The sequence below is a fragment of the Paraburkholderia sp. RAU6.4a genome (assembly GCF_050435625.1).
Lineage (GTDB): Bacteria > Pseudomonadota > Gammaproteobacteria > Burkholderiales > Burkholderiaceae > Paraburkholderia > Paraburkholderia tuberum.
In genome coordinates, this window is sequence record NZ_JBNDKQ010000001.1 from 35799 (window position 1) to 58417 (window position 22619).

Below are 22619 nucleotides of genomic sequence, written 5' to 3' on the forward strand. Positions count from 1 at the left end.
GGAGAGAGTCGATGAGCGGGTTGCGACGTTATCTGCCGCTGATCGTCCTGATGAGCCCAGCCGCGCTCGTGCTCGGCGTGCTGGCGCTCTACCCGATGGCGCGCGTGCTGATCGATTCGTTTTTCTCGGTGAATTACGCGTCGGGGCATCGCTCGTTCATCGGGCTCGCCAACTATCGATCGGTCATTGCGGACGGCGAGTTCGGCACGAGTTTCGTCAATACGATCCAGTTCATGAGCGTGGCCTCGCTCGCTGAAGTCCTGTTCGGCCTCGCGCTCGCGCTGCTGTTCGTGCGCGCGTTTCCGGGCCGGCGCATCGCCTTGCCGCTCGCCGTGCTGCCGATGATGCTCTCCACGCTCGTGTGCTCCGCCATCTGGCGCAATTGGCTCAATTACCGCGGCTTCCTGAATGCGCTGCTCACGGCGGCAGGTCTGCCGGCGGTGCCCTGGTTATCCGATCCGCACCTCGCGCTCTGGTCGCTGATGTTGGTCGATGTCTGGCAATGGACGCCGATGGCATTCCTGATCATTCTCGCGGGGCTGCAGTCGATTCCGCCGGAAATCGCCGAGGCGGCCCGCATCGACGGCGCGAACGAATGGCAGTGCCTGCGATACATCACGCTGCCGCTCGTTGCACCCCACGTCGCCCTCGCGATGCTGCTGCGCTCGATCGACACCTTCAAGCTGTTCGACAAGGTGTACGCATTGACGGGCGGCGGTCCGGGCAATGCCACGCAAACGCTGTCGACGTACATCTACGACACGGGTTTCCGGTTCTTCAACGTAGGACCCGCCAGCGCGGGTTCGGTACTGATGCTGCTCACGTGCGCGGTGCTGGTCTCGGGATACATATGGAAATCGGCCGTCAAGCGCGACCGTTGATGCCCCTCGCACGCTTGCAGGGTTTCGCGCGACGCTCGTCCGCTGCCGCAGTGCGAGGGCTGTTGCGGATCGCTGCGCTGGCGGTGTTGCTGCTGCCGTGCATCTGGATGGCTGGCGCGGCCTTCACGCCGACGCTGGAACGCCTCGCCCATCCGCTCGCGTTGTGGCCTTCGGCGCCCACGTTCGAGCATTTCGCGGCGGTGTGGGAAAGCGGCATGGCCCAGTCGGTGCTGAACTCCGTGTGGGTCGCGCCAGGCGCCACGTTGCTCGCGCTCGCGCTGGCTTTTCCGGCCGCTTATGCTCTCGCGCGGCTTGCGTTTCCCGCGCGCCTCGATCTGCTGTTCCTGCTGCTCGTGCTGGCACTGAAGCTGATGCCGCCGATTACGGTGGCCGTACCGCTGTTTTCGCTAGCGAAGTGGCTCCATCTGCTCGATTCGCTGTTTGGGCTGATACTCGCCTATCAGCTGTACGCGCTGCCGATGGCGATCTGGATGTTGCTGCCGTTCGTGCGCGACGTGCCGATCGAATTCGAGGAGGCCGCGGCGCTCGACGGCGCGAACCTCGCGCAGCGCATCGTCTTCATCGTCGTGCCGCTGTGCGCGCCTGGTCTCGTTGCCACCGCCATCTTCGTGTTCATCATCGCGTGGAACGAGTTTCTGCTGGCGCTGTTGTTCGTCTCGTCGCCGAGTCATTTCACGCTGCCGCTCGCCATGGCGGGTTATGTGACCGAGAACGGCATCGACTGGGGCGAACTGATGAGCGCGGGGCTGATTTCGTCGGTGCCGACGCTTCTGCTCGCGGGCTATGTGCAGCGCTATCTGCTGCAGGGCTTTTCGGGCGGGTTGAAGTAGGGGCTCCGACTTCACGCCGCCGCTGCAGCAGACGCTTTGCTTATCCAGAGGTTCTCTTGCGCCCTGCCCTGACTGATCACACCGTTTCGCCGGCTGACTGGATGTCGGCCATCGATGGCAGCCGCTTGCTGTCCGCACTGACCTTGCCGGGCAGCCACGACACCTGCGCCTACACGGTCGATGACCGGCTCGCGCGCACGCAGCATGCTACGCTCGACGATCAGTTGCACCATGGCGTGCGGGTCCTCGACATCCGCTGCCGCCATGTGCGTGATCGCTTCGCGATTCATCATGGCGGCATCTCGCTGGGTCTGACTTTCGACGATGTGGTGCGGACATGCGCTCAGTTTCTCGCGCTTCACCGCGGCGAATGTATCGTCATGTCCGTCAAGGACGAATGGCCCGCGCGTGACTGCGCCCACGCGTTTGCCGCGACCTTCGAGTGGTATGTGGAAAGACATGCGGATGTGCGCTGGCACCTTGCTTCCGGGCGGCCGCTGCTGGAGGCGGTACGCGGGAGCATCGTGCTACTGCGGCGCTTCGCGAGTGAAGCGCCGCTCGGCATCGACCTGACAGTCTGGCCCGAGAACGCGACGTTCGATATCGACGTCGTGCCGGCGCCATTCACCATTCAGGACGAGTTTCGCGTGCCGGTGCCGACATCGATCGCTTACAAATGGCGCGCTATCGATTCACTGTTGAACCTCGCCCCCGCTCTGTGCGGCGAGCGGTGGGTCATCAACTTTTGCAGCGGCACGGGGATGGCGGCGGCGCCGGTCGTCGTGGCGTGTGGCGATACACGGCATCGCGGCATTCACGAGCAACTTGCGGAGCGACTCGCGGCTCGTCCGGAACCATGCGGCACGCTGATGCTCGACTTTTGCGACTGGCAGGACTGGCGCCTCGTTGATGCGTTGATCGACTGCAACTGGAGCCGATAAGGTTTCGCTGCGGGTATGACGTCGCCCGCGAACGTCAGCGTGGTTCCTTGTTTGCCTGAGGCTGCCGCGGTGGCGGCTTCGATTCTTGTCCGCGTTGCGCCGGTTCACGCGTACAGGCGTCCGGCGGCGTGACATAAGGAACGTCGTCGCGGCAACAGGCATAGATCGGAAACCCAAACGCGTTCGTGCCGACAATGGTCGTTGGCCCGTGCAGCGGGCACACCGGCTTCATGGCGCCCCCTTGAAACTCATCGATCAATCGCTTCCATCTTACGCTCGCGTGCGAACGGTGTTCTAGGTGCGCCTGCGTTGCCCTTCGAAACCCGGTCCCGTTCACCGCTGCCGACACGCATTCGCTATGCGTCCCGCGCCGCAGCGTTCGTCATTCTCTACAGCACGCGCCGCGGACGAGCGACGCTGCCTGGGCGGCCGCCCCCTCGTGCAGCGAGCCGGCCGGGCCCAGGCAGGAGTGTCTGACAGCGTCGGCTGAATTGTCATTTTCTTGCATGAGATGCAATGATGCATCCGGTGGTGCTCACTGCAGTGTCCTGTCATTTGGGACATTTTCGTGACATTGTTGGGGTGCTCCGCGAAGCAATCGGAGAGCGCACTCATCATCGCTGGCCATGCGCGTCCTTCGTTCGGACGTTCGAACGTCGACTTAGTTCGACTATCTCCTCTGATAGCCGACCTTTCGGAATAAGGGTATTTACCTAGCCCTTCTTCTCAAAAATTTAACAATTTGAAGTTAGAATGAACCTTCTAACATCGATTGTTATGTCATTTCATGACAGTTGAAATCCAGGGCGAAGCATCCGGTCAGCGGCACGGCCGGACTGACGAGGGTTATGGCCAACCGATCGGCCGCGACCCGATTATGGACACAGTGTCGTCATTCGACTGTTGAATACCGACGATCAGAAGTGCAATCCGGGCCGAACTGGTTTTGTGGTGTTTATTCAGTCTTACTAATAATACTTTTGCTCTGGAATCGTTTCCGACCGACATTCAGCATATTCATTGCGCATGTCGTCTCCGAGGCAAGCGGGGTTCGAAATCAATCGAGGGAGAAGCAATGAGAGACCTTTCGTCCGAAGTTTTGCTGAAATTCTGCCGAACGAATGCGTCGATTTTTCTTTCGCTCGCCAGCGAAGTGTTTGAAGGGCACAGAAACTCGCCGCCCTGAACCGGCAGGCGAGAAACACCATTCGGGGCATCTGGAATCTTTGAGCAGTGCGCCGGCGCGGCATATCGCCGCGAGCTGACGCACCCGGCTCTATTCGCGCAATACCACAAGCCTATAAAAAGCCGCGCAGTTCAATCAATGCCGCAGCCGTTCCTCCCTCGACGCTGGAGGCGGCAGCGCATTGTGGCAAAGCGATGGCGGGTATGCGAGACGGCCATTGGGTATTCACGATCCTCGCAGACATTACGATCACGGATGGAAAGGATGACGAAGCGAATCGTAGTAGTAACGGGCGGCATGGGCGGCCTGGGAGAAGCGATCAGTACGAAACTGCACGACGCAGGGTATGCGGTGGTAGTCACGCACTCGCCGAACAACACCGGTGCGGACAAATGGCTGGCTGACATGGAAACTCAGGGCCGGAGCTTCCGCGCTTACCCGGTCGACGTGGCCGACTACGACTCATGCCAGCGTTGCGCGGACAAGATTCGGGCGGAGGTCGGCCCGGTCGACATCCTGGTCAACAACGCGGGGATCACTCAGGACATGACTCTCAGGAAGATGGACAAGGTGAACTGGGATGCGGTCATTCGCACGAACCTCGATTCGGTCTTCAACATGACCAAGCCGCTGTGCGAAGAGATGGTCGCACGAGGCTGGGGGCGCATCGTCAATATTTCGTCCGTCAACGGTTCAAAAGGCTCGGTCGGCCAGACCAACTACGCCGCGGCCAAGGCTGGCATGCACGGTTTCACCAAGTCGCTAGCACTGGAAGTGGCGCGCAAAGGGGTCACCGTCAACACGATTTCGCCGGGCTACCTGGCCACCAGGATGGTCACCGCGATTCCGCAGGAGATCCTCGATACGAAGGTCCTGCCGCATATCCCGATGGGACGGCTCGGCAAGCCCGAGGAAGTCGCGGCGCTCGTGCTCTATCTCTGCTCGGACGATGCCGGCTTCGTGACCGGCTCCAATATCGCGATCAACGGTGGCCAGCACATGCAGTAACGCGACACACCGCGCCGGTACGCCCCGGAACATCGGACGAAGCGGCGTGAACCATTCACGCAACACCCCTGTGCTTCCATGAGAGGAACGTGTCATGAGTGAGACCTGGATGGGCCTGATCATTGGGGGCTCGGCCCTCGGCATCGCAATGCTGATGGTGATTGATCACTATCGCCGTGAGCGCAGACGGGCACGACTGCTACGACAGCTGGATCATCATGAGTGGTGGCATCAACCGGGCGGGCGAATGTAGGTGCATCGTCCGTGCCAATAACAAATCAGATACATCGAGAGGGCTGAAGAATGACACCGGAAACCACCGGACAACTAAAGGCCACAGGCCATCAGATTACGGTTCGTGCGAGGCGCGGCTGCATGCGGGTCGCCGCAGTGTGGCAGGTATTGATGCCGGTCGCAGATGCCATCGAGGACGTACGGATTACGAGCAACCGCAAACGTGACGTCGAAGACATGACGATCGCGTTTGCCGACAGGCTCTCCGGATCGCTGCACACCGTTCTCAGGCAGTTCGAGACGATGCCGTGGGTGGCCGCCGCGGAGCTTTGCTGAACACCGGGGCCGTGCCGCTTGCAATGGGTCGCGTCGCCACGCGACCCCGCGCGCGTCATGCTACCTGGCCCGCCAGGTAGCTGGCGGGCGCGCGCGCCCCGCATGGGTTGTTTGGCACGAACCGGCCAATTGAAGCCGGACGTATACGACCGGACCCAGCCGGTCACCACCTGAGAGAAGTGGATGAAAACAACAATCAGGAAAGGGCCCCCGGACAGGGAGAGCCCCTATACACCCCTGACCGCTGGAGATGCGATTTCCCATCTCGAACGGATCCTGTCCTCCGATGGCGCGGATTCGTTGTTCAGCCGGACCTACTGGCGCGCGCGTGTTCAGCAGGTGAGCGCTACTCAAGGACTGACTCCGCAGCAGCAGGCAAGGCTCGTGAAATTGCTCGAGTCGCTCCCGCCCCCGGTCCCGAGCGAAGAATCGTGCTAGTCACTTTTCGACCTCGCTACATCGTGGAGATTCGGGCGCAACTCGATTGGCAGGCGGCTGCCGGCTCGGACAGCCAATCGCCAAGCCGCGGACGTACGCCGTCCGCGATGGATCAGAGCTGATCGTCGACATCCAGCAGCCGATCCTCCACATGCAGGTCTTCGGCGCACTCTCCCCGCAAGGGCAACTCACCGCCTTCCGCTCGGAGTCGATCGCGGACCATTTGGCAGAGGCGTTCGCGCACGAGGATACGTTGTGCCGTGTCCATCTGCGCGTAACGCTGAATCTGCGAATCCGAAAAGTGGAGTGTGAGCACGCATCGCGCATCCAGCGTCGTGTCGCCATGTGACTCGACGACCCAGGAGGCCTGGATGAAGAACGTCCGGCCGTCGTCGTAGCTGCTGATCGCGGGCGCCTTCGGCGACTCGAATAGCGTGGAAAGAGCCAGTTCGATTTCTTCGACGCGCTGGTTCAGATCGATGTCTTTCATTGAAACTCCTCCTTGTGGTCGAGGGCCCGGTTGCATGGCATCGGGCGTCGTCGTGACCGCGGGGTCGCTCGACGCTGCGCCCGAGTCGCCAGTTGGCACGACGGCGCTCGCGTGTCAGCACCATGCGTGCCGGCTTTGCGCCTGGCCCCGCCGAATTGATGAATCGATGAATACGCGAGCAAGAACTGTGTCCGGCTGCCGCTGGCCGCCCAATGAAGAGGCAGCGTGCTTCGGCTGAAGCCGTCGAAATCGCTGGCGCGTCCCGAAGTGGGCGCGCGACTCGTGAAGCAAAGCGCGGACTACGACCGTGCCAGCGCGCGCTGGCCGGCATCGGCTGGGTGCCGCAGGAACGCAATATCCTCAAGTCGCTGACGGTCGAAGAGAACCTGACGGCGATCGCCGTGTCCGGTCCGTGGGATCTGGCTCGCATCTACCGGATGTTCCCGCGCCTGCAGGAGCGCCGCGCCAATATGGGCAACCAGCTCTCCGGCGGCGAGCAGCAGATGTTGGCCATCGGCCGCGCGCTGATGCTCAATCCCAAGGTGCTGCTGCTCGACGAACCGCTCGAGGGCCTCGCGCCGATTATCGTGCAGGACTTGATGCGCATCCTCTCGGAGATCATCCGCGACGAAGGCCTCTCAGTGATTCTGGTCGAGCAGAACGCGCGCAAGGCGCTGGGCATCACGCACAACGCCGTGGTGCTCGAGCGCGGCTCGGTCATTCATTCGAGTACGGCGGCCGAGTTGCTGGCCCAGGATCACAAGATCGATACCTTGCTGGCCGGGAAAACCAGCGTGCACGCCGGAGCACTCTGCCGCCAACCGGGCTACACCGCGAAAGTCGCAACCGCCCTGTTGAACGCATCCGGTCTCGCGACATTCATCCCATGCGACGCACCGTCGATCGTTTCGCGTTCGGCAAACTCGATCCACTGTTCGAGCTTGTCGACCGTATTGCGGAACATACGGGGACTTTTCTGGCCGTCGATCAACAACGTACGGCACTTGATATCGCGCGCGGCTTCCGGCGTATAGGCGGGAAGCGGATCGAGCAACTGCTTTGGCAGCGTGAGCGCGTTGTCGAGCGCCATGCGACGAAAGCTCTCCGGGCTTTTGTTCCAGAACCCCGGCATGCTCACGGAGTCGACGAACATCGACAAGCCGGCGTCGAACTCGCCCCGCTCGATCAGTTCCGCGACCCGTGCGCGCAACACGTTGGTCGCCGGCGGCATGAACGCGGGCTGCCCCCTCGCTTCGGTTTGCAGCGGGCCGCCGGGATCGGCTAGCGTCAGCGTTTTCACGAGGCGCGGAAATTCGCGCGCGAGATGGAAAGCCACGCACCCACCCCGCGAGTGACCGACCAGATGAACGGGAGCAAGGTCGAGCGCCGTGATGAATCCGGCAATTTCCTCGACGTGCGCTTCCCAACTGAAGTCGCTGTGTCCAAATGCATCGATCTCGGGCCAGTAATGGCTCAAGCTCGGCGCGAAGCAGCGAAACCGACCCGACAGGGAGGCCATCTGGGCGTCCCAATAGCGATAGTCGCAAAGCGAGCCGTGCACGAACACCATCGGCTCGCCGCGCCCGGACTCGACATACGGTATCGCAAGACTCGATGCAGTGGTCACAAACGATGGCGCGGACGCGCCAAAGGCCGGGGCCAGAATCGATGGGCTGGTACGTGCATTCATCACAGGGCTCCTTTGGCGCCACTATCGAGGGTGTGCTCGCAAAAGAAAATCGCATAATATTGATGGAATCGATCTACTTTTCTGATATCAACCATCATGGCAACGGAAATGAAAGCGCTCGATCTGGACGTGCTGTCCATGATCATCGCGGTCGCGGACGCCGGCACGATCAGTCGCGCGGCGCAGGTCGTGCATCGTTCGCAATCGGCGGTGAGCATGCAGATCAAGACGCTCGAGACGGCGCTCGGCAAGGCGCTTTTCGTGCGCAAGCCTCGCAGCGTGGTGCCGACACAGGACGGCGAAATGCTGTTGACCTACGCGCGGCGGATGATCGCCCTGCGCGACGAAGCGTGGGCAGCGGTGGTACGGCCCGACGTGACCGGACGCGTGGTGATCGGCGTGCCTGACGACTATGCGACGTCACTGTTCCCGCCGATCCTCAAGAAATTCTCGGCGACCTATCCGAAGGCGGAGATTCAGGTAGTGGGCCTGCCAAGCGTCGCTCTCGAGCCCATGTTGAAGGACGGCACGGTCGATCTCGTCTGCGCGACGCGCGTGAAAGGATTGCACGGCGAGTTCCTGCGTCATGAACCGATGGTCTGGGCCGCCGCGCCAGGCGCGACCGAGATCTGGCGTGAAAGGCCCTTGCCCATCGCCGTGTTTTTGCCCGGCAGCGTCGCGCGGGAGAAAGCCATCCGGAGCCTGGAGCGCGCGCGCATCACCTATCGAACCTCGTATGAAAGTCCGAGTCTGCTGGGTCTGCTGACGATGGCCGAGGCCGGACTCGCGGTGACTCCTTTGGCCAGGTGCGCGGTACCGGCTCACTTCTCGCTGCTGGGAACCGCGAATGGCCTGCCGGAAATCGGCACGCTTGAAGTCGTGCTGGCGCGAAGTGCCGCTTCGAAACGGCCCGTGTGCGATTTTCTCGCGGAACGCATTCTCGCCGACCTGAAGAATTGACCCGCAGATCGACGGTTGCGCATCACGCCACGGCGGACAGTTCCGACGGAGCGTACTTCGAGGTCGCGAGCGCTTCGGCGGGAACGGCAACGTGCGCGCGCCGCACCCGCGCGCCGCCGCGAAACAGTCCGCTCGTGCGCTCTCGTGCGCCGCAAAGACGTGGCGGTGCCAACGACCTCAGGACGACTCACCCTCCTGGACCCCGCGCGACGCGCACATCCGCCACGAAGCCTTCGGCACGGCAGCGGTTTGCGCAACGTCGCGCCACCAGCGTTCGCCGCGATGCACCGCGGTCAGATCGAGCCGCTCGCCCATGCGCGGTGTCGACAGCGTGACGCCGCGCGCGAGCGCCAGCCCCGTCACCCTTTCGAACGGCTCCTGCCAGCGATGCATCGCGAGGTCGAAGGTGCCGTTATGGATCGGCACGAGCCAGCGGCCGCGCAGGTCGATATGCGCCTGCACGGTTTCTTCGGGCTGCATATGGACGTATGGCCACATCGCGTCGTACGCGCCGGTTTCGATCAACGTGACGTCGAATGGTCCGAGGCGCTCGCCGATCGCGCTGAAACCCTCGAAGTAACCGGTGTCGCCGCTGAAAAACACGCGCAAATCGTGATCGACGATCACCCACGACGCCCACAACGTCCGGTTGCCGTCGAACAGGCTGCGCCCGGAGAAGTGCTGCGCGGGCGTCGCGGTGAACTCGATGCCCTCGACCTCCGTGCCCTGCCACCAGTCGAACTGCCGGACCTTTGCCGCGTCGATACCCCATTCGATGAGCCGGTCGCCGACCCCAAGCGGCGTCAAAAACACCTCGGTACGCTGCGCCAGTATCAGCACGGTTTCGCGGTCGAGATGGTCGTAGTGATCATGCGACAGGATCACGCCGCGCAGCGGCGGCAAATCGTGGAGTGAGATCGGCGGCGCATGAAAGCGCTTCGGACCGAGCTTGCGGAACGGAGACGCCCGCTCGGCGAACACGGGATCGGTCAGCCAGAACTTGCCGCGCAACTTCAGCAGCATCGTCGAATGACCGAGCCGGTACAGGCTGCGGTCGGGCGCCGCGTCGAGTTGCGCGCGCGTCAGCGTTTCGACCGGTAACGCGTCGGCGGGCACGGTGCCGCGCGGTTTGTTGAACAGCACCGTCCACGCGAGGCCGAGCGTTTTGCGCAGGCTTTCCGCCGGACGCGGCTTGACGTTGCGAAAGCGCTCGCCGTCATGCTGCGGCGACAGGCTGAACCTCGCGCGGCTGCGTTGTGCGGCGTTCACGCCGAGCATTCGGCGGACCAGGGCGGGAAGCGACGTCATGAAGTTGACCTTCCGAAGAAAATGTACACTCGGCAGTGTAGATTATCTTAAAGAAAAGTAAACTGCTCAGTGTAAAATTGTTGGATGGAATCCTGTGCCCGCCCCCAACGTCTGACTGACCGAAAGCGCGTCGCGATCGTCGCTGCCGCGATCGAGGAATTCCTCGCGGCCGGCTACGACGCTACCAGCATGGACCGTATCGCCGCCCGCGCGAATGTCTCGAAGCGCACGGTCTATAACCATTTCCCGAGCAAGGAAGCGCTTTTCGCGGCGATTCTCCATCAGCTGTGGGACGCGAGCCATGACGGCGATGCACCCTCTTATCGTGCTGACCAACCGTTGCGCGCGCAGTTGCTCGATCTGCTGGAGCGCAAGCTGCGGCTGCTTCACGACGAGTCCTTTTTGTCGCTTGCACGGGTGGCGATCGCGGCTGGCATACATTCACCGGAGCGCGCGCGGGACATGGTCGCTCGCATGGGCGAACGCGAGGAAGATCTGACGGCGTGGGTCCGGGCGGCCGCCGCGGACGGCCGCATCAAGACCGATGACCCCGTCTTCGCGGCACTGCAGTTGCAGGGGCTCGTGAAGGCTTTTGCCTTCTGGCCGCAAGTGGCGATGGGGCAAGTGCCGCTCGATGCCAAGGAGCAGAAGCGCATCGCGGAAGCGGCGGCGGATATGTTTCTCGCGCGGTATGCGTGAGTCGGTTTGCCGGGTTGGGGCGTCAAGTCGATCGCGTTCAGACGAGCGTACGCGTAGCAATCGCTGTGGCTTTACCCGACAGGGCAAGAAGTTCTTTGCTCGAAGGCGGAGGTGCACGCAGCAACCTTCCGGGAAGCGGCGCCGCGAGAGCGAACTCTTTCTTTTTTCGCAAACGTTTGCCCCCAGGTATCAAGTCTGAGCATCCCAAGCCGAAAACGCGTACATCGCCACGAAACTTTGGAGACCCCGACGTGACGCGCGTTGTGCTCTTACTTGCCGTAATGTTTGTAACGGGCTGTGCACAACTGCAGCAGCCCAATACGGCTCAAGCCGAGAAACCTGCGGTGTCGGACGTGATCATGAAGTTCGACATTCCCGCCGATGCACTCGGCGCGCGCGATCCGCAACTGACTACGGTGCTCGCCAAGGCGGGTGCGCTCGCCGCCGCGCAGAAGCAGCCCACTGTGATCCGCGTAACGGCGCTGGGCCAGGACTTCAAGTACATCAACCAGGCGATCTGGCGGGGCGTGCCGCAGCAAGGGCTCAAACCCACGCTCGAAAACCTTACGACCGGCGCGAACCAGACGTACAGCGTCTCGATCCAGCCGCTACATGCGGGGAGCTGACACGATGCGCCTGATTGCTTTCGCCGCGGCATCGCTATGCTTAGGTTCGGCCGCATGGGCGGGCCAGCCCGCTGCCAGCGCGCCTGCGACTGCGGCCGGCACTGCCACCGCTGTCACCACAGCCTCTGCGGACAAGGTCTACCCGCCGCTGCCCACGCTCTCCATGCTGCCGCCCTCCACCGGCGACGACGACGATCTTCCCGCGCCGCGCTCGACGTCGCACAACAAGAAAAAGACGCACCAGCACGATTGCCGCTGCGCGATGCCCACGCCGCGCCTCGTCGTCTCCGATGCGTCGCGCACCTATCTCAAGGACATCGAGCGGCAGCTCGATTCCGCGCTGGCGCAGTAAAGCAGGACCTGGAGCCCCGACTCATGGACCAGCACAAGACCAACGCCTTCCGCCCTTTGCGGTCGTGGGCCCTATGCGCCTGGGCGGCGCTGCTGGCGCTCGGCAGTTCGGCCGCGCAAGCCGCCCCGCCCGCCGACGATTGCTTCGACAAGGCCGGCGCTTACCAAGGCGTCAATCCGCACGTGCTGCGCGCCGTGGCATGGCGCGAATCGAAAGGCGACGCGAGCGCCATCAACCGCAACGCCAACGGTTCGATCGACGTGGGGCAATTGCAGATCAATTCGATCCACTTTCCTGAACTCGAGAGCCGGGGCATTCCGCACCGCGCGCTCACGGACCCGTGCGTGAATATCTTCGTGGCCGCGTGGCTGCTCAAGCAGAAGATGGTGCGATACGGCAACACATGGCGCGCAATCGGAGCGTATCACTCGGAATCGCCGCACGAGCGCGACGCCTACGCGCGCAGCATCCAGGCGATTCTCGTGAGCTGGGGGCTGTTGCAGCCGGAGCGGTAAGGTTCAGGCGCAGGCCTGTCGGGGCAAAGCCGCCACGCCCGACCTGACGAAGCAGGCAAACGCAACCCACTCCGCTAACTGCTCGTCGACGCAAGCTCCATTCGCTTGCGCTGCAGGAACCGGCGCACGGCCGGATCACGCTCAAGGCCGATTGCCAGATCGTACGCGTCGAGTGCTTGCGCAGTCGCGCCGGCACGCGCGAGCAGATTGGCGCGTGCGGCCCAGTAGGGCTGGTAGTCGGCCAGCCGCGGGTCGTCCGCATACGGCGCAAGCGCGTCGAGCGCCGCCTGCGGGCCGTCGCGTTCGGCCACGGCAAGCGCACGGTTCACGGCGACCACCGGCGACGCTGCAATGGCGAAGAGCCCATCGTAGAGCTGCACGATTTCGTCCCAGTTCGGGCGACGCGTCCGGCAGCGATCCACATGCGCCGACTGCAGCGCGGCCTCGAGCTGAAAGCGCCCGATTGCGTTGAGCGCGTTCGCGCGCCGCAGCAGTGCGTTCGCCGCGTCGATCATCGGCGCGTTCCACGTTGCAGGGTCCTGGGCCGACAGCGGCACGTAGTCGCCAGCCGCATCGCGTCGCGCATCACGTCGCGCCTGTGCAAACAGCATCAGCGCGAGCAGGCCCAACGTTTCCGGTTCGTCGGGAAGCAATTCGACGAGCAGTTGCGCGAGATACAGCGCCTCGTCCGCGAGGTCGCGTCGCTCGGTATCGCCGCCGACCGGGTCCGTCCAACCTTCCGCATACGCCGCATAGACCGCTTCGAGCACCGCGTCGAGCCGGCCCGGCAGCTCCTCGCGCTCGGGCACGCTGAACGGAATGCCTGCTTCGCGGATCTTGCTCTTCGCCCGCACGAGACGTTTGCTCATCGCGGCGGGCGACATCAGGAACGCCGACGCAATCATCTTCGCTTCCAGCCCCAACACCACTTGCAGCATCAGCGGCGTACGAATCGCGGCCTCGAGCGCAGGGTGCGTGCACGCGAACAGCAGCGCAAGCCGCCGGTCGGGCAACGCGCCTGCCTCACTCTCGTCGATCTCGTCGGCGAGGATCATCAACTGGTTCGCCACGTCGTCGCCAACCTGGCGGCGACGCGCGCCGTCAATCGCCCGGCGGCGCGCAACCGTCATCAGCCACGCTTCAGGACTCGCGGGACAGCCGTGCTCCGGCCAGTCCGCGAGCGCGGCCGCGAATGCGTCGGCGAGCGCGTCCTCGGCTGCGGCGACGTCGCGCGTGCGCATCGCCAGCAGCGCGACGAGCTTGCCGTAGCTGCGGCGAGCGACCGCCTCGGCAATCGAACGCGCGTCGCCGTCATCGCCCAGGGCGCCGCCGGAGGCACTCATGCAGTGGGTGCCTCGTAAGGGGCGGTCCAGACCGGGCGCACCTCCATGACGCCGTGGGCCGCGCCGGGACAACGCGACGCCCACGACATCGCCGCGTCGAGGTTCGGCACGTCGATCAGGTAGTAGCCGGCGAGTTGCTCCTTCGAATCGGAATACGGTCCATCGAGCACTTGCGGCTTGCCGTCGACGAGCCGCACCGTGGTGGCCGTGTTCGTGTGCTGCAGCCGGTTGGCCCCCACCAGAGCCCCCGCTTTCTTCAACGATTCGGTGTACGCGTGATAGGCGGCAACGCCTTGCTGCCGCTCGCTGTCGGTCATCTTGTTCCAGCCGTTTTCTTCCGAGTAGATCATCAACAGGTATTCCATTTGAGCCTCCGTCATGGGGTTGAGGCGGATGAATTGCATCGGCCGCCATCACAATGACGCGCGGGCCGCATGCTGACGGACAGGGGGCGTCAAAAAAATCGCGGACGACCGCCTGGGACCCACGCCGCATTGGAACAAGACGCCTGGATCGCAGCCCGTTCGACCGTGTTTCGCCAAGCATTGTCGGACGGCTCAAGTGCCTTGTCGACCGGGGATTGGCTGCGGCGCGGTAAGGCCGGACCGCGATCCCTGTTCGGCATGATCCGGTGTCGGCGGAACACTCGCTAGGTCCTGACCGGGACAAAGGCCGGACCGGGATCAGACATGAGAATTTCCGAAACGAAATCGATAAATACGCGGGTCTTGGTCGGCAATCGTCGGCCGGCAGGATGAACGGCGTGGATGGGCATCGGCGCCGGCGCGAAATCCGGCAACAGGCTGACGACCGCACCGCTCGCGATCTCCGGTGCAAAGAGCCACGCCGGCGCTTGAACCAGTCCCATATGGGCGAGCACGGCAGCGCGAATCTGTTCCGCGTCGCCGGTGTGAAAATTGCCGGACGGGACGTGCAAGCCGGGACCGTCGACGTTTTCGAAGCGCCACACCCGCGGCTCGCGCAGCGGTGCGAAAACGACGCAGGCATGTCGGGCGAGATCCTGTGGCCGTTCGGGGCGCCCGTGTTTTTCGAGGTAATCCGGCGTTGCGACGACAACGACTGGGCTCGATGCCAGTTGCCTTGCAATCATCGAAGAGTCGGCAAGCCGCCCGCTTTTGATCGAAAGGTCGAAGCCCTCCTCGACCAGATTGACGGTTCGCTCCGTGGCCGACAGGTCCACCGACACGTTCGGATACCTGGCGAAAAATGCGGGCAGGCGCGGCACCACATACAGCCGGCCAAAAACCGGCGCCACGGTGACCCTAACCATCCCGGCCGGCGAAACCTGACCGCGCCCGACGGACGATTCGAGCTCCGTGAAATCGCCAATGATGCGCAAACCCGCTTCATAGACCGATTGTCCTGTCTCGGTCAGCGTCATGCTGCGCGACGTGCGCCTGACCAGTTGCGCGCCAAGATGGCGTTCGAGCGACGCGATCTGCTTGCTGACCGCGGGCTGGCCCACGCCTATTTCGCGCGCCGCCGCAGCGAAACTCCCGCTCTCGACGATGCGGACGAAAAGTTTGAGCGCATCCAGACGGTCCACTCCTTGCCTCCCAAAACTTCCGGAATGGAATTGATTGTATTCCGTTCGGCCTTCTTCTGGACGCTGGGCGGAATAGATATCGTCTGCCCATCGACCACCACTAAACGAAGGAGCAAATGATGAGCGTCGTACAGCAGACCAACCTGATCGAGATGCGGCACCCCTTGAGTGACGACGACCGCGAGGCGGCGATCTCGGTGCTCGACCGTACTCAGCGACTCTTTGCGGAATTCGGCGGAGCCTCGCGTGAGGCCTACGACGCGATGACGGCGCAAACGCCTATAGCGGATGGCGTCGATCTTGAAAGAGTCGAGAGCGCGGACGTAATGGGTTGGTGGATTCGCCCCGAATCCGCCGTGGCCGGCCGCGCGATCGTCTTTCTGCACGGAGGCGCGTTCGTACTCGGGTCTGCCACCGGTTATCGCGGCCTGGCGAGTCAGATCGCCGTGCGTGCCGGCATCGACACCTTCGTTCTCGACTATCCGCTTGCGCCCGAGCATCCGTTTCCCGCGGCATACGATGCCGTGATCGAAGCGTTGCGGTGGATGGCGCAGTCAGGCATTCGCGACATCGCGCTGGTTGGCGACTCGGCAGGCGGCGGGCTCGCGCTGGCGGCGCTGGGCGCTGATGGAGGTCGGTCGATGAACGTTTCTTGTGTGGCCACTTTTTCGCCGTGGCTCGATCTTGCGTTGACGGGCCCGTCATCGCGCAGTGAGGAGACCCGCGACCCGGTCTTGACGCGGCCCATACTCGCCGATGCCGCGGCCGCGTACCTTGGGTCAGCCGATCCCGCGGACCGACGCGCGTCGCCGCTGTACCACGTTCCCGCACATCTGCCGCCGATCGCCATTCAGGTCGGTACGGACGAACTGCTGCTCGACGACGCCCGGCGCTACGCGGCTGCCGCTGCGCAGCGGGGAAACACGGTGCAGTTGGAAATCTACGAGGGACTCCATCACGTGTTCCAGCGCTCGACCGACGAGCTTGCAAGCGCCCGATACGCGTTGGACCAGGTCGCGGGGTTTGTCTTGCGATGCGGATCGGCTATCGCCAGGCCCTGAGATTAATCTGCGATCCCGGCGAGGCTGCCGCGCGCGGACCTCGACTCGAACGCCGCAAAAAAAATGGCGCCGCAGGCATTCATCCCACGGCGCCATTTCGTGGCGCTACGACGCGAACCACACGCCGTAGCCCGGCAGCACACTTACATCGTCACAGCGTCGGCGACTTCCTTGAAGTCCTCAATCTGGTCGAAGTTCATGTATTGATAGATCTTGTCGCCGTTGGCGTTGAGCACGCTCATGTCGGCCATGTACTCTTCCTTGGTCGGGATCTTGCCGAGGCGCGAGCAGATCGCCGCCAGTTCCGCCGAGCCGAGGTACACGTTCGTGTTCTTGCCGAGGCGGTTCGGGAAGTTACGGGTCGACGTCGACATGACCGTCGCGCCTTCGCGCACCTGTGCCTGATTGCCCATGCACAGCGAGCAGCCCGGCATTTCGGTACGCGCACCAGCCGTGCCGAAGACGCCGTAATGGCCTTCCTCGGTCAGTTGCTTCTGGTCCATCTTGGTCGGCGGGGCCACCCACAGCTTGACCGGGATGTCGCGCTTACCTTCCAGCAGCTTCGACGCGGCGCGGAAGTGACCGATGTTGGTCATGCACGAGCCGATGAACACTTCGTCGATCTTCGCGCCGGCTACGTCGGACAGCGTCTTCACGTCGTCCGGATCGTTCGGGCAGGCCACGATCGGCTCGTGGATGTCGGCGAGATCGATCTCGATGACGGCTGCGTATTCGGCGTCGGCATCCGGCGACAGCAGTTGCGGGTCGGCCAGCCACTGCTCCATCGCCTTGATGCGGCGCTGCAGGCTGCGCGGATCCTGGTAGCCCTGGGCGATCATCCACTTCAGCAGCGTGACGTTGCTGTTCAGGTATTCGATGATCGGTTCCTTGTTCAGGTGCACCGTGCAACCGGCGGCCGAGCGCTCGGCGGAAGCATCCGACAGTTCGAACGCCTGCTCGACCTTCAGATCGGGCAGGCCTTCGATTTCGAGAATGCGGCCGGAGAAGATGTTCTTCTTGCCTTGCTTGGCAACCGTCAGCGTGCCTTGCTTGATCGCGTACAGCGGAATCGCGTTGACGAGGTCACGCAGGGTCACGCCCGGCTGCATCTTGCCCTTGAAGCGGACCAGCACCGATTCCGGCATGTCCAGCGGCATCGTGCCGGTGGCGGCCGCGAAGGCGACCAGACCCGAACCGGCCGGGAAGCTGATGCCGATCGGGAAGCGCGTGTGCGAGTCGCCGCCGGTGCCCACGGTGTCGGGCAACAGCATGCGGTTCAGCCACGAGTGGATCACGCCGTCGCCCGGGCGCAGCGCGATGCCGCCACGGTTGCTGATGAAGTTCGGCAGCGTCTGGTGGGTCTTGACGTCCACCGGCTTCGGATAAGCGGCGGTGTGGCAGAACGACTGCATGACGAGATCGGCCGAGAAGCCGAGGCACGCCAGGTCCTTCAGTTCGTCGCGGGTCATCGGGCCCGTGGTGTCCTGCGAGCCGACCGAGGTCATCTTCGGTTCGCAGTACGTGCCCGGACGGACGCCCTGGCCTTCCGGCAGACCGCAAGCGCGGCCGACCATCTTCTGCGCCAGCGAGAAGCCCTTGCCGCTATTGGCGGGCTGCTGCGGCAGGCGGAACAGCGTCGACGGGGCGAGGCCCAGCGCTTCGCGTGCCTTGGCGGTCAGGCCGCGGCCGATGATCAGCGGAATGCGGCCGCCCGGCGCGCACTTCATCGAACAGCACGTCGGACTTGACCTGGAACTCGGCGATCACTGCGCCGTTCTTCAGGGCTTTGCCTTCGTACGGGCGCAGTTCGACCACGTCGCCCATTTCCATCTGCGACACGTCGAGTTCGATCGGCAGAGCGCCGGCGTCTTCCATCGTGTTGTAGAAGATCGGGGCGATCTTGCCGCCGAGGCACACGCCGCCGAAGCGCTTGTTCGGGATGAACGGGATGTCTTCGCCCGTGAACCACAGCACCGAGTTGGTGGCCGACTTGCGCGAGGAGCCGGTGCCGACCACGTCGCCCACGTACGCGACCAGGTGGCCCTTTTCCTTCAGCGACTCGATGAACTTGACCGGGCCGCGCTTGCCGTCCTCTTCCGGGGTGATACCGGGACGCGCGTTCTTCAGCATTGCCAGTGCGTGCAGCGGGATGTCCGGACGGGTGGTCGCATCCGGGGCCGGCGACAGGTCGTCGGTATTGGTTTCGCCCGTCACCTTGAAGACGGTGATGGTCAGGCTTTGCGGCACTTCCGGCCGGCTCGTGAACCATTCGGCGTCGGCCCAGCTCTGCATCACGGCCTTCGCATTGGCGTTGCCCTTGTCGGCCAGTTCCTTGACGTCGTGGAACTGGTCGAACATCAGCAGGGTTTTCTTCAGCGCGTCGGCGGCCACGGTGCCCACTTCGGCGTCGGACAGCAGTTCGATCAGCGGCTGGATGTTGTAGCCGCCCAGCATCGTGCCGAGCAGTTCGGTGGCACGGGCGCGCGAGATCAGCGCGCAGGCGGTCTGGCCGTTGGCCACGGCGGCGAGGAAGCCAGCCTTCACGCGGGCGGCTTCGTCCACACCGGCGGGCACGCGGTTGGTGATCAGGTCGAGCAGCGTCTGCTCTTCGCCAGCGGGCGGGTTCGTCAGGAGTTCGACCAGCTCGGCGGTCTGCTGAGCCGTCAGCGGCAGGGGAGGAATGCCGAGCGCGGCGCGCGCGGCCACGTGAGCACGAAAATTTTCAAGCATGGGGGACCTGCTGGTATTTGCGTTTCAGGGAAAGGCTTTTAAGGCACTCCAAGCTGTGCCGGGCACTGCTTCGATCGCGATTTTAATTGCAATACCCATGCAAGGTCAAATGTCTTATGTCTTATATAAGAGTTGCGCCCCTCCTGCACCGCAAAAGCACCGACTGTGTAAGCCGCTTCAATCATTCGCAGCGCCCGAACACTTTGATTACTGCCCGCTTAACGGCTACAACAGAGGATGTCCGGCGATGTTCTTCCCGGCCGGATCCAACCGGCAGCGGAGGCGTGAATGAGCTATCAACTGATGGGCAGCATCCTCGAAGTGTGTGAATGCAAGGTGCTGTGTCCGTGCTGGATCGGAGAAGATCCCGATAACGGCATTTGCCGCAGCGCGCTTGCATACCACTACGAGCAAGGCATGATCGACGGCGTCGATGTATCGGGCCTGACGATCGCGTTCGCGGCGTTCATTCCCGGCAACGTGCTCAAAGGCGGCTGGCGCGTCGCGATGTTCGTCGACGAGCGCGCGAGCGACGCGCAATTCGATGCCCTGGTTAGCGTGCACCGTGGCGAGCGCGGTGGCCCCATCGCGGATCTCGTGCAGTTGATCGGCGAAGTCGTGTCCGTGGAACGCGCGCCGATCGAATACGCGGTCGTCGACGGCAAGGGCAGGATGAAAGTCGGCGAAGCCATCGAGGCCGAGTTGGAGCCCTATCGCGGCCCAACCGGCGAGCCGACCAAACTGGTCGAAAGCATCTTTTCGACGATACCCGGCTCCCCTGCTTTCGTCGGCAAGGCGAACTCATTCCGCCTGCGGCACGAAAAGCTCGATCTCGACCTCGCCTTGACCGGACATAACGCCATTCAGGGATCGTTCAGCTTCGCGTCGTGAAGATGCTCGCACGCTCGCGGCTGTTCGCGCCGCTCTTCGTCGCATTGACGGGCAGCGCGTGGATCGCGTTATGGATATGGGACGCGGGGCCCTATGCGCGTTTTCTGCATCATGCGAGTTGGGCCGAACTGCCGCTCGTCGGCGCGATATGCCGTCAGGTGCCCGGCGCGAGCCTCACGATTGCGGCATTGCTGCACAGCGTCGCATGGCTGCTGATGATCGCGGCCATGATGCTGCCGACCGCCTTCCCGCTCTTCGACACGTTCCGGCGGATGACCGTCGCGCGCGCCAACCGGCGCACGCTGATGGCGCTTCTGATCGTCGGTTATGCGACGATGTGGGCGCTGTTCGGCGTGCTCGCGCACGGCTTCGACGCGGCGCTCCATCTGATCGCGGACCAGTCTGCGAGCTTGCTTGCAAACGGCTGGCTGATCGGCGCCGCGATCGTCGCGCTCGCGGGCCTTTATCAGTTCAGCAGCCTCAAGCACCGATGTCTCGACAAATGCCGCTCGCCGCTGATGTTCATCACCGAGCATTGGCGCGGCAGGAGCGCGCGCCGCGAGAGCTTTGCGCTCGGCATCAGTCACGGCGCTTTCTGCATCGGCTGCTGTTGGGCCCTGATGCTGCTGATGTTCGCGGTCGGCACTGGCAGCGTCGGCTGGATGCTGGCGCTCGGCGCGATCATGTCGGCCGAGAAGAATTTCCGCTGGGGCAGCTCCATCGGCAAGCCGCTCGGCATTGCGTTGCTTGTGTGGTCCGCATGGATCGTCCTACAGCACGCCCGCAGCGCCTGAGCCATGCGCGGCATCTTGCGCCCCCGTAGCCCCGTTACCCCTCTGCGCTTCCAAAGAACGCAGTGAGTTCGTCGGCGACCGCGCGCGGTTGTTCTTCTGGAATGAAGTGCCCGCAGTGACTAATGATGCGGCCTTTGACGTCGGTGAAAAAGGCTCTCAAAGGTGTTGCCATATCGGCGATGGAACCTTGATCGGAACCGAGCGTCAGCAGTGGCAGGTCGAGCATGCCTCGTTGCTTCAGTTCTGCATTCTGTTGGGCGGACACATGCGCGGCCCGGTAATACGCAAGGCCCGCGCGTAAGCCGCCGTCTTTCTTGAGAATGCGTAGATATTCATCGATATCGGCGTCAGTGAAAGTATCGGGATTGGCCGCCTTTCGCCGCAAAAACCAGTCGAGGTATTCACGTTCCTTGCCGGCGAGCAGCACTTCCGGCAGGTCCGGTAGCCCGTGAAATGCGAAATGCCAGGTGCGCCATGCACGCTCGGGCGCGCTCGGCAACGCATCAGGCAACGTCACGCCGGGGATCCCCGCATCCAGCAGCGCGAGTCGCCGGATCTCGTCGCCGAACATTACGGCGTAAGGAAAAGCCACCCACGCTCCAATGTCGTGTGCAGCAAGAAAGTACCGGGTCATCCCCAGTTGCTGGAGCAAACCGTGAACATGGCTCGCAAGGGTTTGTGTGTCGTAGCCGTCCATCGGACGATCCGAATCACCTTGTCCGGGAAGGTCCGGTGCGACGACTCGGTAGGTCTTTGCAAGCAGCCCCATCACTTTGCGCCACGCGAACCAGCTCTCGGGAAAGCCCGCGAGCAACACGACCACGTCGCCCTGTGGGTTTCCACCGGTGACGTAGTGCAGCCTCAGTCCGTCTGCGGTTGCGAACTTGTGCTCGAATCCTGCTAACCCCGCAACGGGCCTTGCTACTGGCAACGTGCTTACGAATCCGGAACTCCCTGATGGCACCGGCGAGTGATGTGTTTTCACGAACGAAACTCCTCTGGGTTGGGGGATGACACCGTTGAGCGGCTTTTCTCATTGGCGGATGATGTTAGGAAATGGACATTTCCTAATAGGGCGAGCGGCACGCGGAGGTCATGCGATGCTATGTCTTGCTGTGCTTAGTCCAGCAGACGCATGGCCTGATCCGCCGCCGCCATCATGTGTGCCCGGGATCGCCCGACTTTGCCGACGACCCTGAAACCTTGCGTCAGACTCAGCAGTGCGCGGCCGGTAGCGTCCGGATCCACGGCGGACGCGATCGAACCGTCTGTCTGGCCCACTCGGATCAAACGACACAACAGACGCTCCGTTCGCTGCAAAGACGCGACCACGTGACTCGCGACCTCATCATCGAAGGCCACCAGGTCGACTGCACTTCCGACTACGAGACAGCCTCGCTTGCCCTCTTCGCCAATTGCAGACTCAGCATAAAACCGCAGAATGGCCCGTACCTTGTCGCGGCCGGTCTGCTCCGCGTCGAGCAGGCTCTGCAACTGGCCATTTCGTAGGTGGATGTAGCGCTCGAGCGCGGCAAGGAATACCGCTCGCTTATCGGCGAACGCCTTGTAGATACTGCCGGCGGTGAGCCCCATCGCGGACCCAAGGTCGCCAAGAGACGTCCCTTGATAACCGCGCTCACGAAAAATCTGGATTGCGCCGTCCAGCGCGACGTCCATGTCGAATTCGCGTGGACGACCTGGAGCACGTGGCTGTCTGG

General features: G+C 63.3%; 24 protein-coding genes and 2 pseudogenes. 17 read left to right on the forward strand and 9 right to left on the reverse strand.

Annotated features, from left to right (window positions below):
* The first annotated feature begins 11 nt into the window (after window positions 1–11).
* The 7 genes from OKW40_RS00145 (at window position 12) to OKW40_RS00175 (ending at window position 5875) form a co-directional block, all read left to right on the forward strand.
* Window positions 12–881 (forward strand): carbohydrate ABC transporter permease, encoded by an 870-nt coding sequence (locus tag OKW40_RS00145; RefSeq protein WP_429487552.1) that lies wholly within the window; start codon window positions 12–14, stop codon window positions 879–881.
* Window positions 881–1732, forward strand: coding sequence for a carbohydrate ABC transporter permease (locus OKW40_RS00150; RefSeq protein ID WP_184069600.1), 852 nt, complete (start codon window positions 881–883; stop codon window positions 1730–1732). Before OKW40_RS00145 ends, OKW40_RS00150 begins: the two co-directional genes overlap by 1 nt.
* A gap of 56 nt (window positions 1733–1788) precedes the next feature.
* Window positions 1789–2673 carry a phosphatidylinositol-specific phospholipase C gene (locus OKW40_RS00155; RefSeq protein WP_429487555.1) on the forward strand — a complete coding sequence of 295 codons (885 nt, stop codon included), beginning with the start codon at window positions 1789–1791 and terminating at the stop codon, window positions 2671–2673.
* 1450 nt (window positions 2674–4123) lie between these two features.
* Complete coding sequence (gene phbB, locus OKW40_RS00160; protein WP_184069596.1) at window positions 4124–4867, forward strand: acetoacetyl-CoA reductase; 744 nt, start codon at window positions 4124–4126, stop codon at window positions 4865–4867.
* A gap of 94 nt (window positions 4868–4961) precedes the next feature.
* On the forward strand, window positions 4962–5120 hold the full coding sequence (locus OKW40_RS00165) for a hypothetical protein (RefSeq protein WP_429487557.1): 159 nt from the start codon (window positions 4962–4964) through the stop codon (window positions 5118–5120).
* Between the two features lie 50 nt (window positions 5121–5170).
* Window positions 5171–5437: a hypothetical protein gene (locus OKW40_RS00170; RefSeq protein WP_184024008.1), complete on the forward strand. Its 267-nt coding sequence runs from the start codon at window positions 5171–5173 to the stop codon at window positions 5435–5437.
* Window positions 5438–5620: 183 nt separating this feature from the next.
* Window positions 5621–5875 (forward strand): hypothetical protein, encoded by a 255-nt coding sequence (locus tag OKW40_RS00175; RefSeq protein ID WP_260321441.1) that lies wholly within the window; start codon window positions 5621–5623, stop codon window positions 5873–5875.
* A gap of 112 nt (window positions 5876–5987) precedes the next feature.
* On the opposite strand, the gene OKW40_RS00180 is transcribed toward OKW40_RS00175, so the two are convergent.
* Window positions 5988–6365 (reverse strand): DUF3022 domain-containing protein, encoded by a 378-nt coding sequence (locus OKW40_RS00180; protein WP_187626971.1) that lies wholly within the window; start codon window positions 6363–6365, stop codon window positions 5988–5990.
* A 263-nt stretch (window positions 6366–6628) separates the two neighbouring features.
* On the opposite strand from OKW40_RS00180, the pseudogene OKW40_RS00185 reads away from it, so the two are divergent.
* A pseudogene (locus OKW40_RS00185) lies at window positions 6629–7147 on the forward strand (ABC transporter ATP-binding protein); the annotation flags it as partial.
* A 44-nt stretch (window positions 7148–7191) separates the two neighbouring features.
* Here the strand turns inward: OKW40_RS00185 and OKW40_RS00190 are convergent.
* Window positions 7192–8055, reverse strand: coding sequence for an alpha/beta fold hydrolase (locus OKW40_RS00190; RefSeq protein WP_429487559.1), 864 nt, complete (start codon window positions 8053–8055; stop codon window positions 7192–7194).
* 108 nt (window positions 8056–8163) lie between these two features.
* On the opposite strand from OKW40_RS00190, the gene OKW40_RS00195 reads away from it, so the two are divergent.
* A complete protein-coding gene (locus OKW40_RS00195; RefSeq protein ID WP_429487561.1) occupies window positions 8164–9015 on the forward strand; it encodes a LysR substrate-binding domain-containing protein in 852 nt (283 codons plus the stop codon).
* Window positions 9016–9192: 177 nt separating this feature from the next.
* On the opposite strand, the gene OKW40_RS00200 is transcribed toward OKW40_RS00195, so the two are convergent.
* Entirely contained in the window at window positions 9193–10323 is a 1131-nt protein-coding gene (locus tag OKW40_RS00200) for an MBL fold metallo-hydrolase (RefSeq protein WP_429487563.1), read from the reverse strand.
* Window positions 10324–10407: 84 nt separating this feature from the next.
* Here OKW40_RS00200 and OKW40_RS00205 point away from each other — a divergent pair, with 84 nt between their 5' ends.
* The 4 genes from OKW40_RS00205 (at window position 10408) to OKW40_RS00220 (ending at window position 12515) form a co-directional block, all read left to right on the forward strand.
* A complete protein-coding gene (locus OKW40_RS00205) occupies window positions 10408–11022 on the forward strand; it encodes a TetR/AcrR family transcriptional regulator (protein WP_429332682.1) in 615 nt (204 codons plus the stop codon).
* Between the two features lie 251 nt (window positions 11023–11273).
* Complete coding sequence (locus OKW40_RS00210; RefSeq protein ID WP_184067907.1) at window positions 11274–11648, forward strand: hypothetical protein; 375 nt, start codon at window positions 11274–11276, stop codon at window positions 11646–11648.
* A 4-nt stretch (window positions 11649–11652) separates the two neighbouring features.
* Window positions 11653–12000 (forward strand): hypothetical protein, encoded by a 348-nt coding sequence (locus OKW40_RS00215; protein ID WP_184044876.1) that lies wholly within the window; start codon window positions 11653–11655, stop codon window positions 11998–12000.
* Between the two features lie 23 nt (window positions 12001–12023).
* A complete protein-coding gene (locus OKW40_RS00220) occupies window positions 12024–12515 on the forward strand; it encodes a lytic transglycosylase domain-containing protein (RefSeq protein ID WP_429487566.1) in 492 nt (163 codons plus the stop codon).
* A gap of 74 nt (window positions 12516–12589) precedes the next feature.
* Here OKW40_RS00220 and OKW40_RS00225 read toward each other — a convergent pair whose 3' ends face one another.
* The 3 genes from OKW40_RS00225 to OKW40_RS00235 all read right to left on the reverse strand — a co-directional run bounded on the left by OKW40_RS00225 (window position 12590) and on the right by OKW40_RS00235 (window position 15389).
* Window positions 12590–13858 (reverse strand): RNA polymerase sigma factor, encoded by a 1269-nt coding sequence (locus OKW40_RS00225; protein ID WP_429487567.1) that lies wholly within the window; start codon window positions 13856–13858, stop codon window positions 12590–12592.
* The gene (locus tag OKW40_RS00230) at window positions 13855–14223 is read right to left on the reverse strand and encodes a YciI family protein (protein WP_018422516.1); all 369 of its coding nucleotides are present in this window, start codon (window positions 14221–14223) and stop codon (window positions 13855–13857) included. The genes OKW40_RS00225 and OKW40_RS00230 overlap by 4 nt, the downstream gene beginning before the upstream one ends.
* A 284-nt stretch (window positions 14224–14507) precedes the next feature.
* Window positions 14508–15389: a LysR family transcriptional regulator gene (locus tag OKW40_RS00235; protein ID WP_429488448.1), complete on the reverse strand. Its 882-nt coding sequence runs from the start codon at window positions 15387–15389 to the stop codon at window positions 14508–14510.
* Between OKW40_RS00235 and OKW40_RS00240 the strand changes: the two genes are divergently transcribed.
* Together OKW40_RS00240 and OKW40_RS00245 are read left to right on the forward strand one after the other, a co-directional pair.
* Window positions 15285–15545 carry a hypothetical protein gene (locus OKW40_RS00240; protein WP_429488495.1) on the forward strand — a complete coding sequence of 87 codons (261 nt, stop codon included), beginning with the start codon at window positions 15285–15287 and terminating at the stop codon, window positions 15543–15545. The genes OKW40_RS00235 and OKW40_RS00240 overlap by 105 nt on opposite strands.
* Window positions 15545–16486, forward strand: a complete 942-nt coding sequence (locus OKW40_RS00245) for an alpha/beta hydrolase fold domain-containing protein (RefSeq protein WP_429487569.1) — start codon at window positions 15545–15547, stop codon at window positions 16484–16486. The genes OKW40_RS00240 and OKW40_RS00245 overlap by 1 nt, the downstream gene beginning before the upstream one ends.
* A 143-nt stretch (window positions 16487–16629) precedes the next feature.
* On the opposite strand, the pseudogene acnB reads toward OKW40_RS00245, so the two are convergent.
* Window positions 16630–19216: pseudogene (gene acnB / locus OKW40_RS00250) on the reverse strand (bifunctional aconitate hydratase 2/2-methylisocitrate dehydratase).
* Window positions 19217–19504: 288 nt separating this feature from the next.
* Here acnB and OKW40_RS00255 point away from each other — a divergent pair.
* Together OKW40_RS00255 and OKW40_RS00260 are read left to right on the forward strand one after the other, a co-directional pair.
* Window positions 19505–20107 carry a DUF1326 domain-containing protein gene (locus OKW40_RS00255; RefSeq protein ID WP_429487571.1) on the forward strand — a complete coding sequence of 201 codons (603 nt, stop codon included), beginning with the start codon at window positions 19505–19507 and terminating at the stop codon, window positions 20105–20107.
* 2 nt (window positions 20108–20109) lie between these two features.
* A complete protein-coding gene (locus OKW40_RS00260; RefSeq protein ID WP_429488450.1) occupies window positions 20110–20901 on the forward strand; it encodes a DUF2182 domain-containing protein in 792 nt (263 codons plus the stop codon).
* 34 nt (window positions 20902–20935) lie between these two features.
* Here OKW40_RS00260 and OKW40_RS00265 read toward each other — a convergent pair whose 3' ends face one another.
* Complete coding sequence (locus OKW40_RS00265; RefSeq protein ID WP_429487573.1) at window positions 20936–21886, reverse strand: alpha/beta fold hydrolase; 951 nt, start codon at window positions 21884–21886, stop codon at window positions 20936–20938.
* 134 nt (window positions 21887–22020) lie between these two features.
* Window positions 22021–22578 (reverse strand): TetR/AcrR family transcriptional regulator, encoded by a 558-nt coding sequence (locus OKW40_RS00270; RefSeq protein ID WP_184067881.1) that lies wholly within the window; start codon window positions 22576–22578, stop codon window positions 22021–22023.
* Window positions 22579–22619 lie beyond the last annotated feature (41 nt).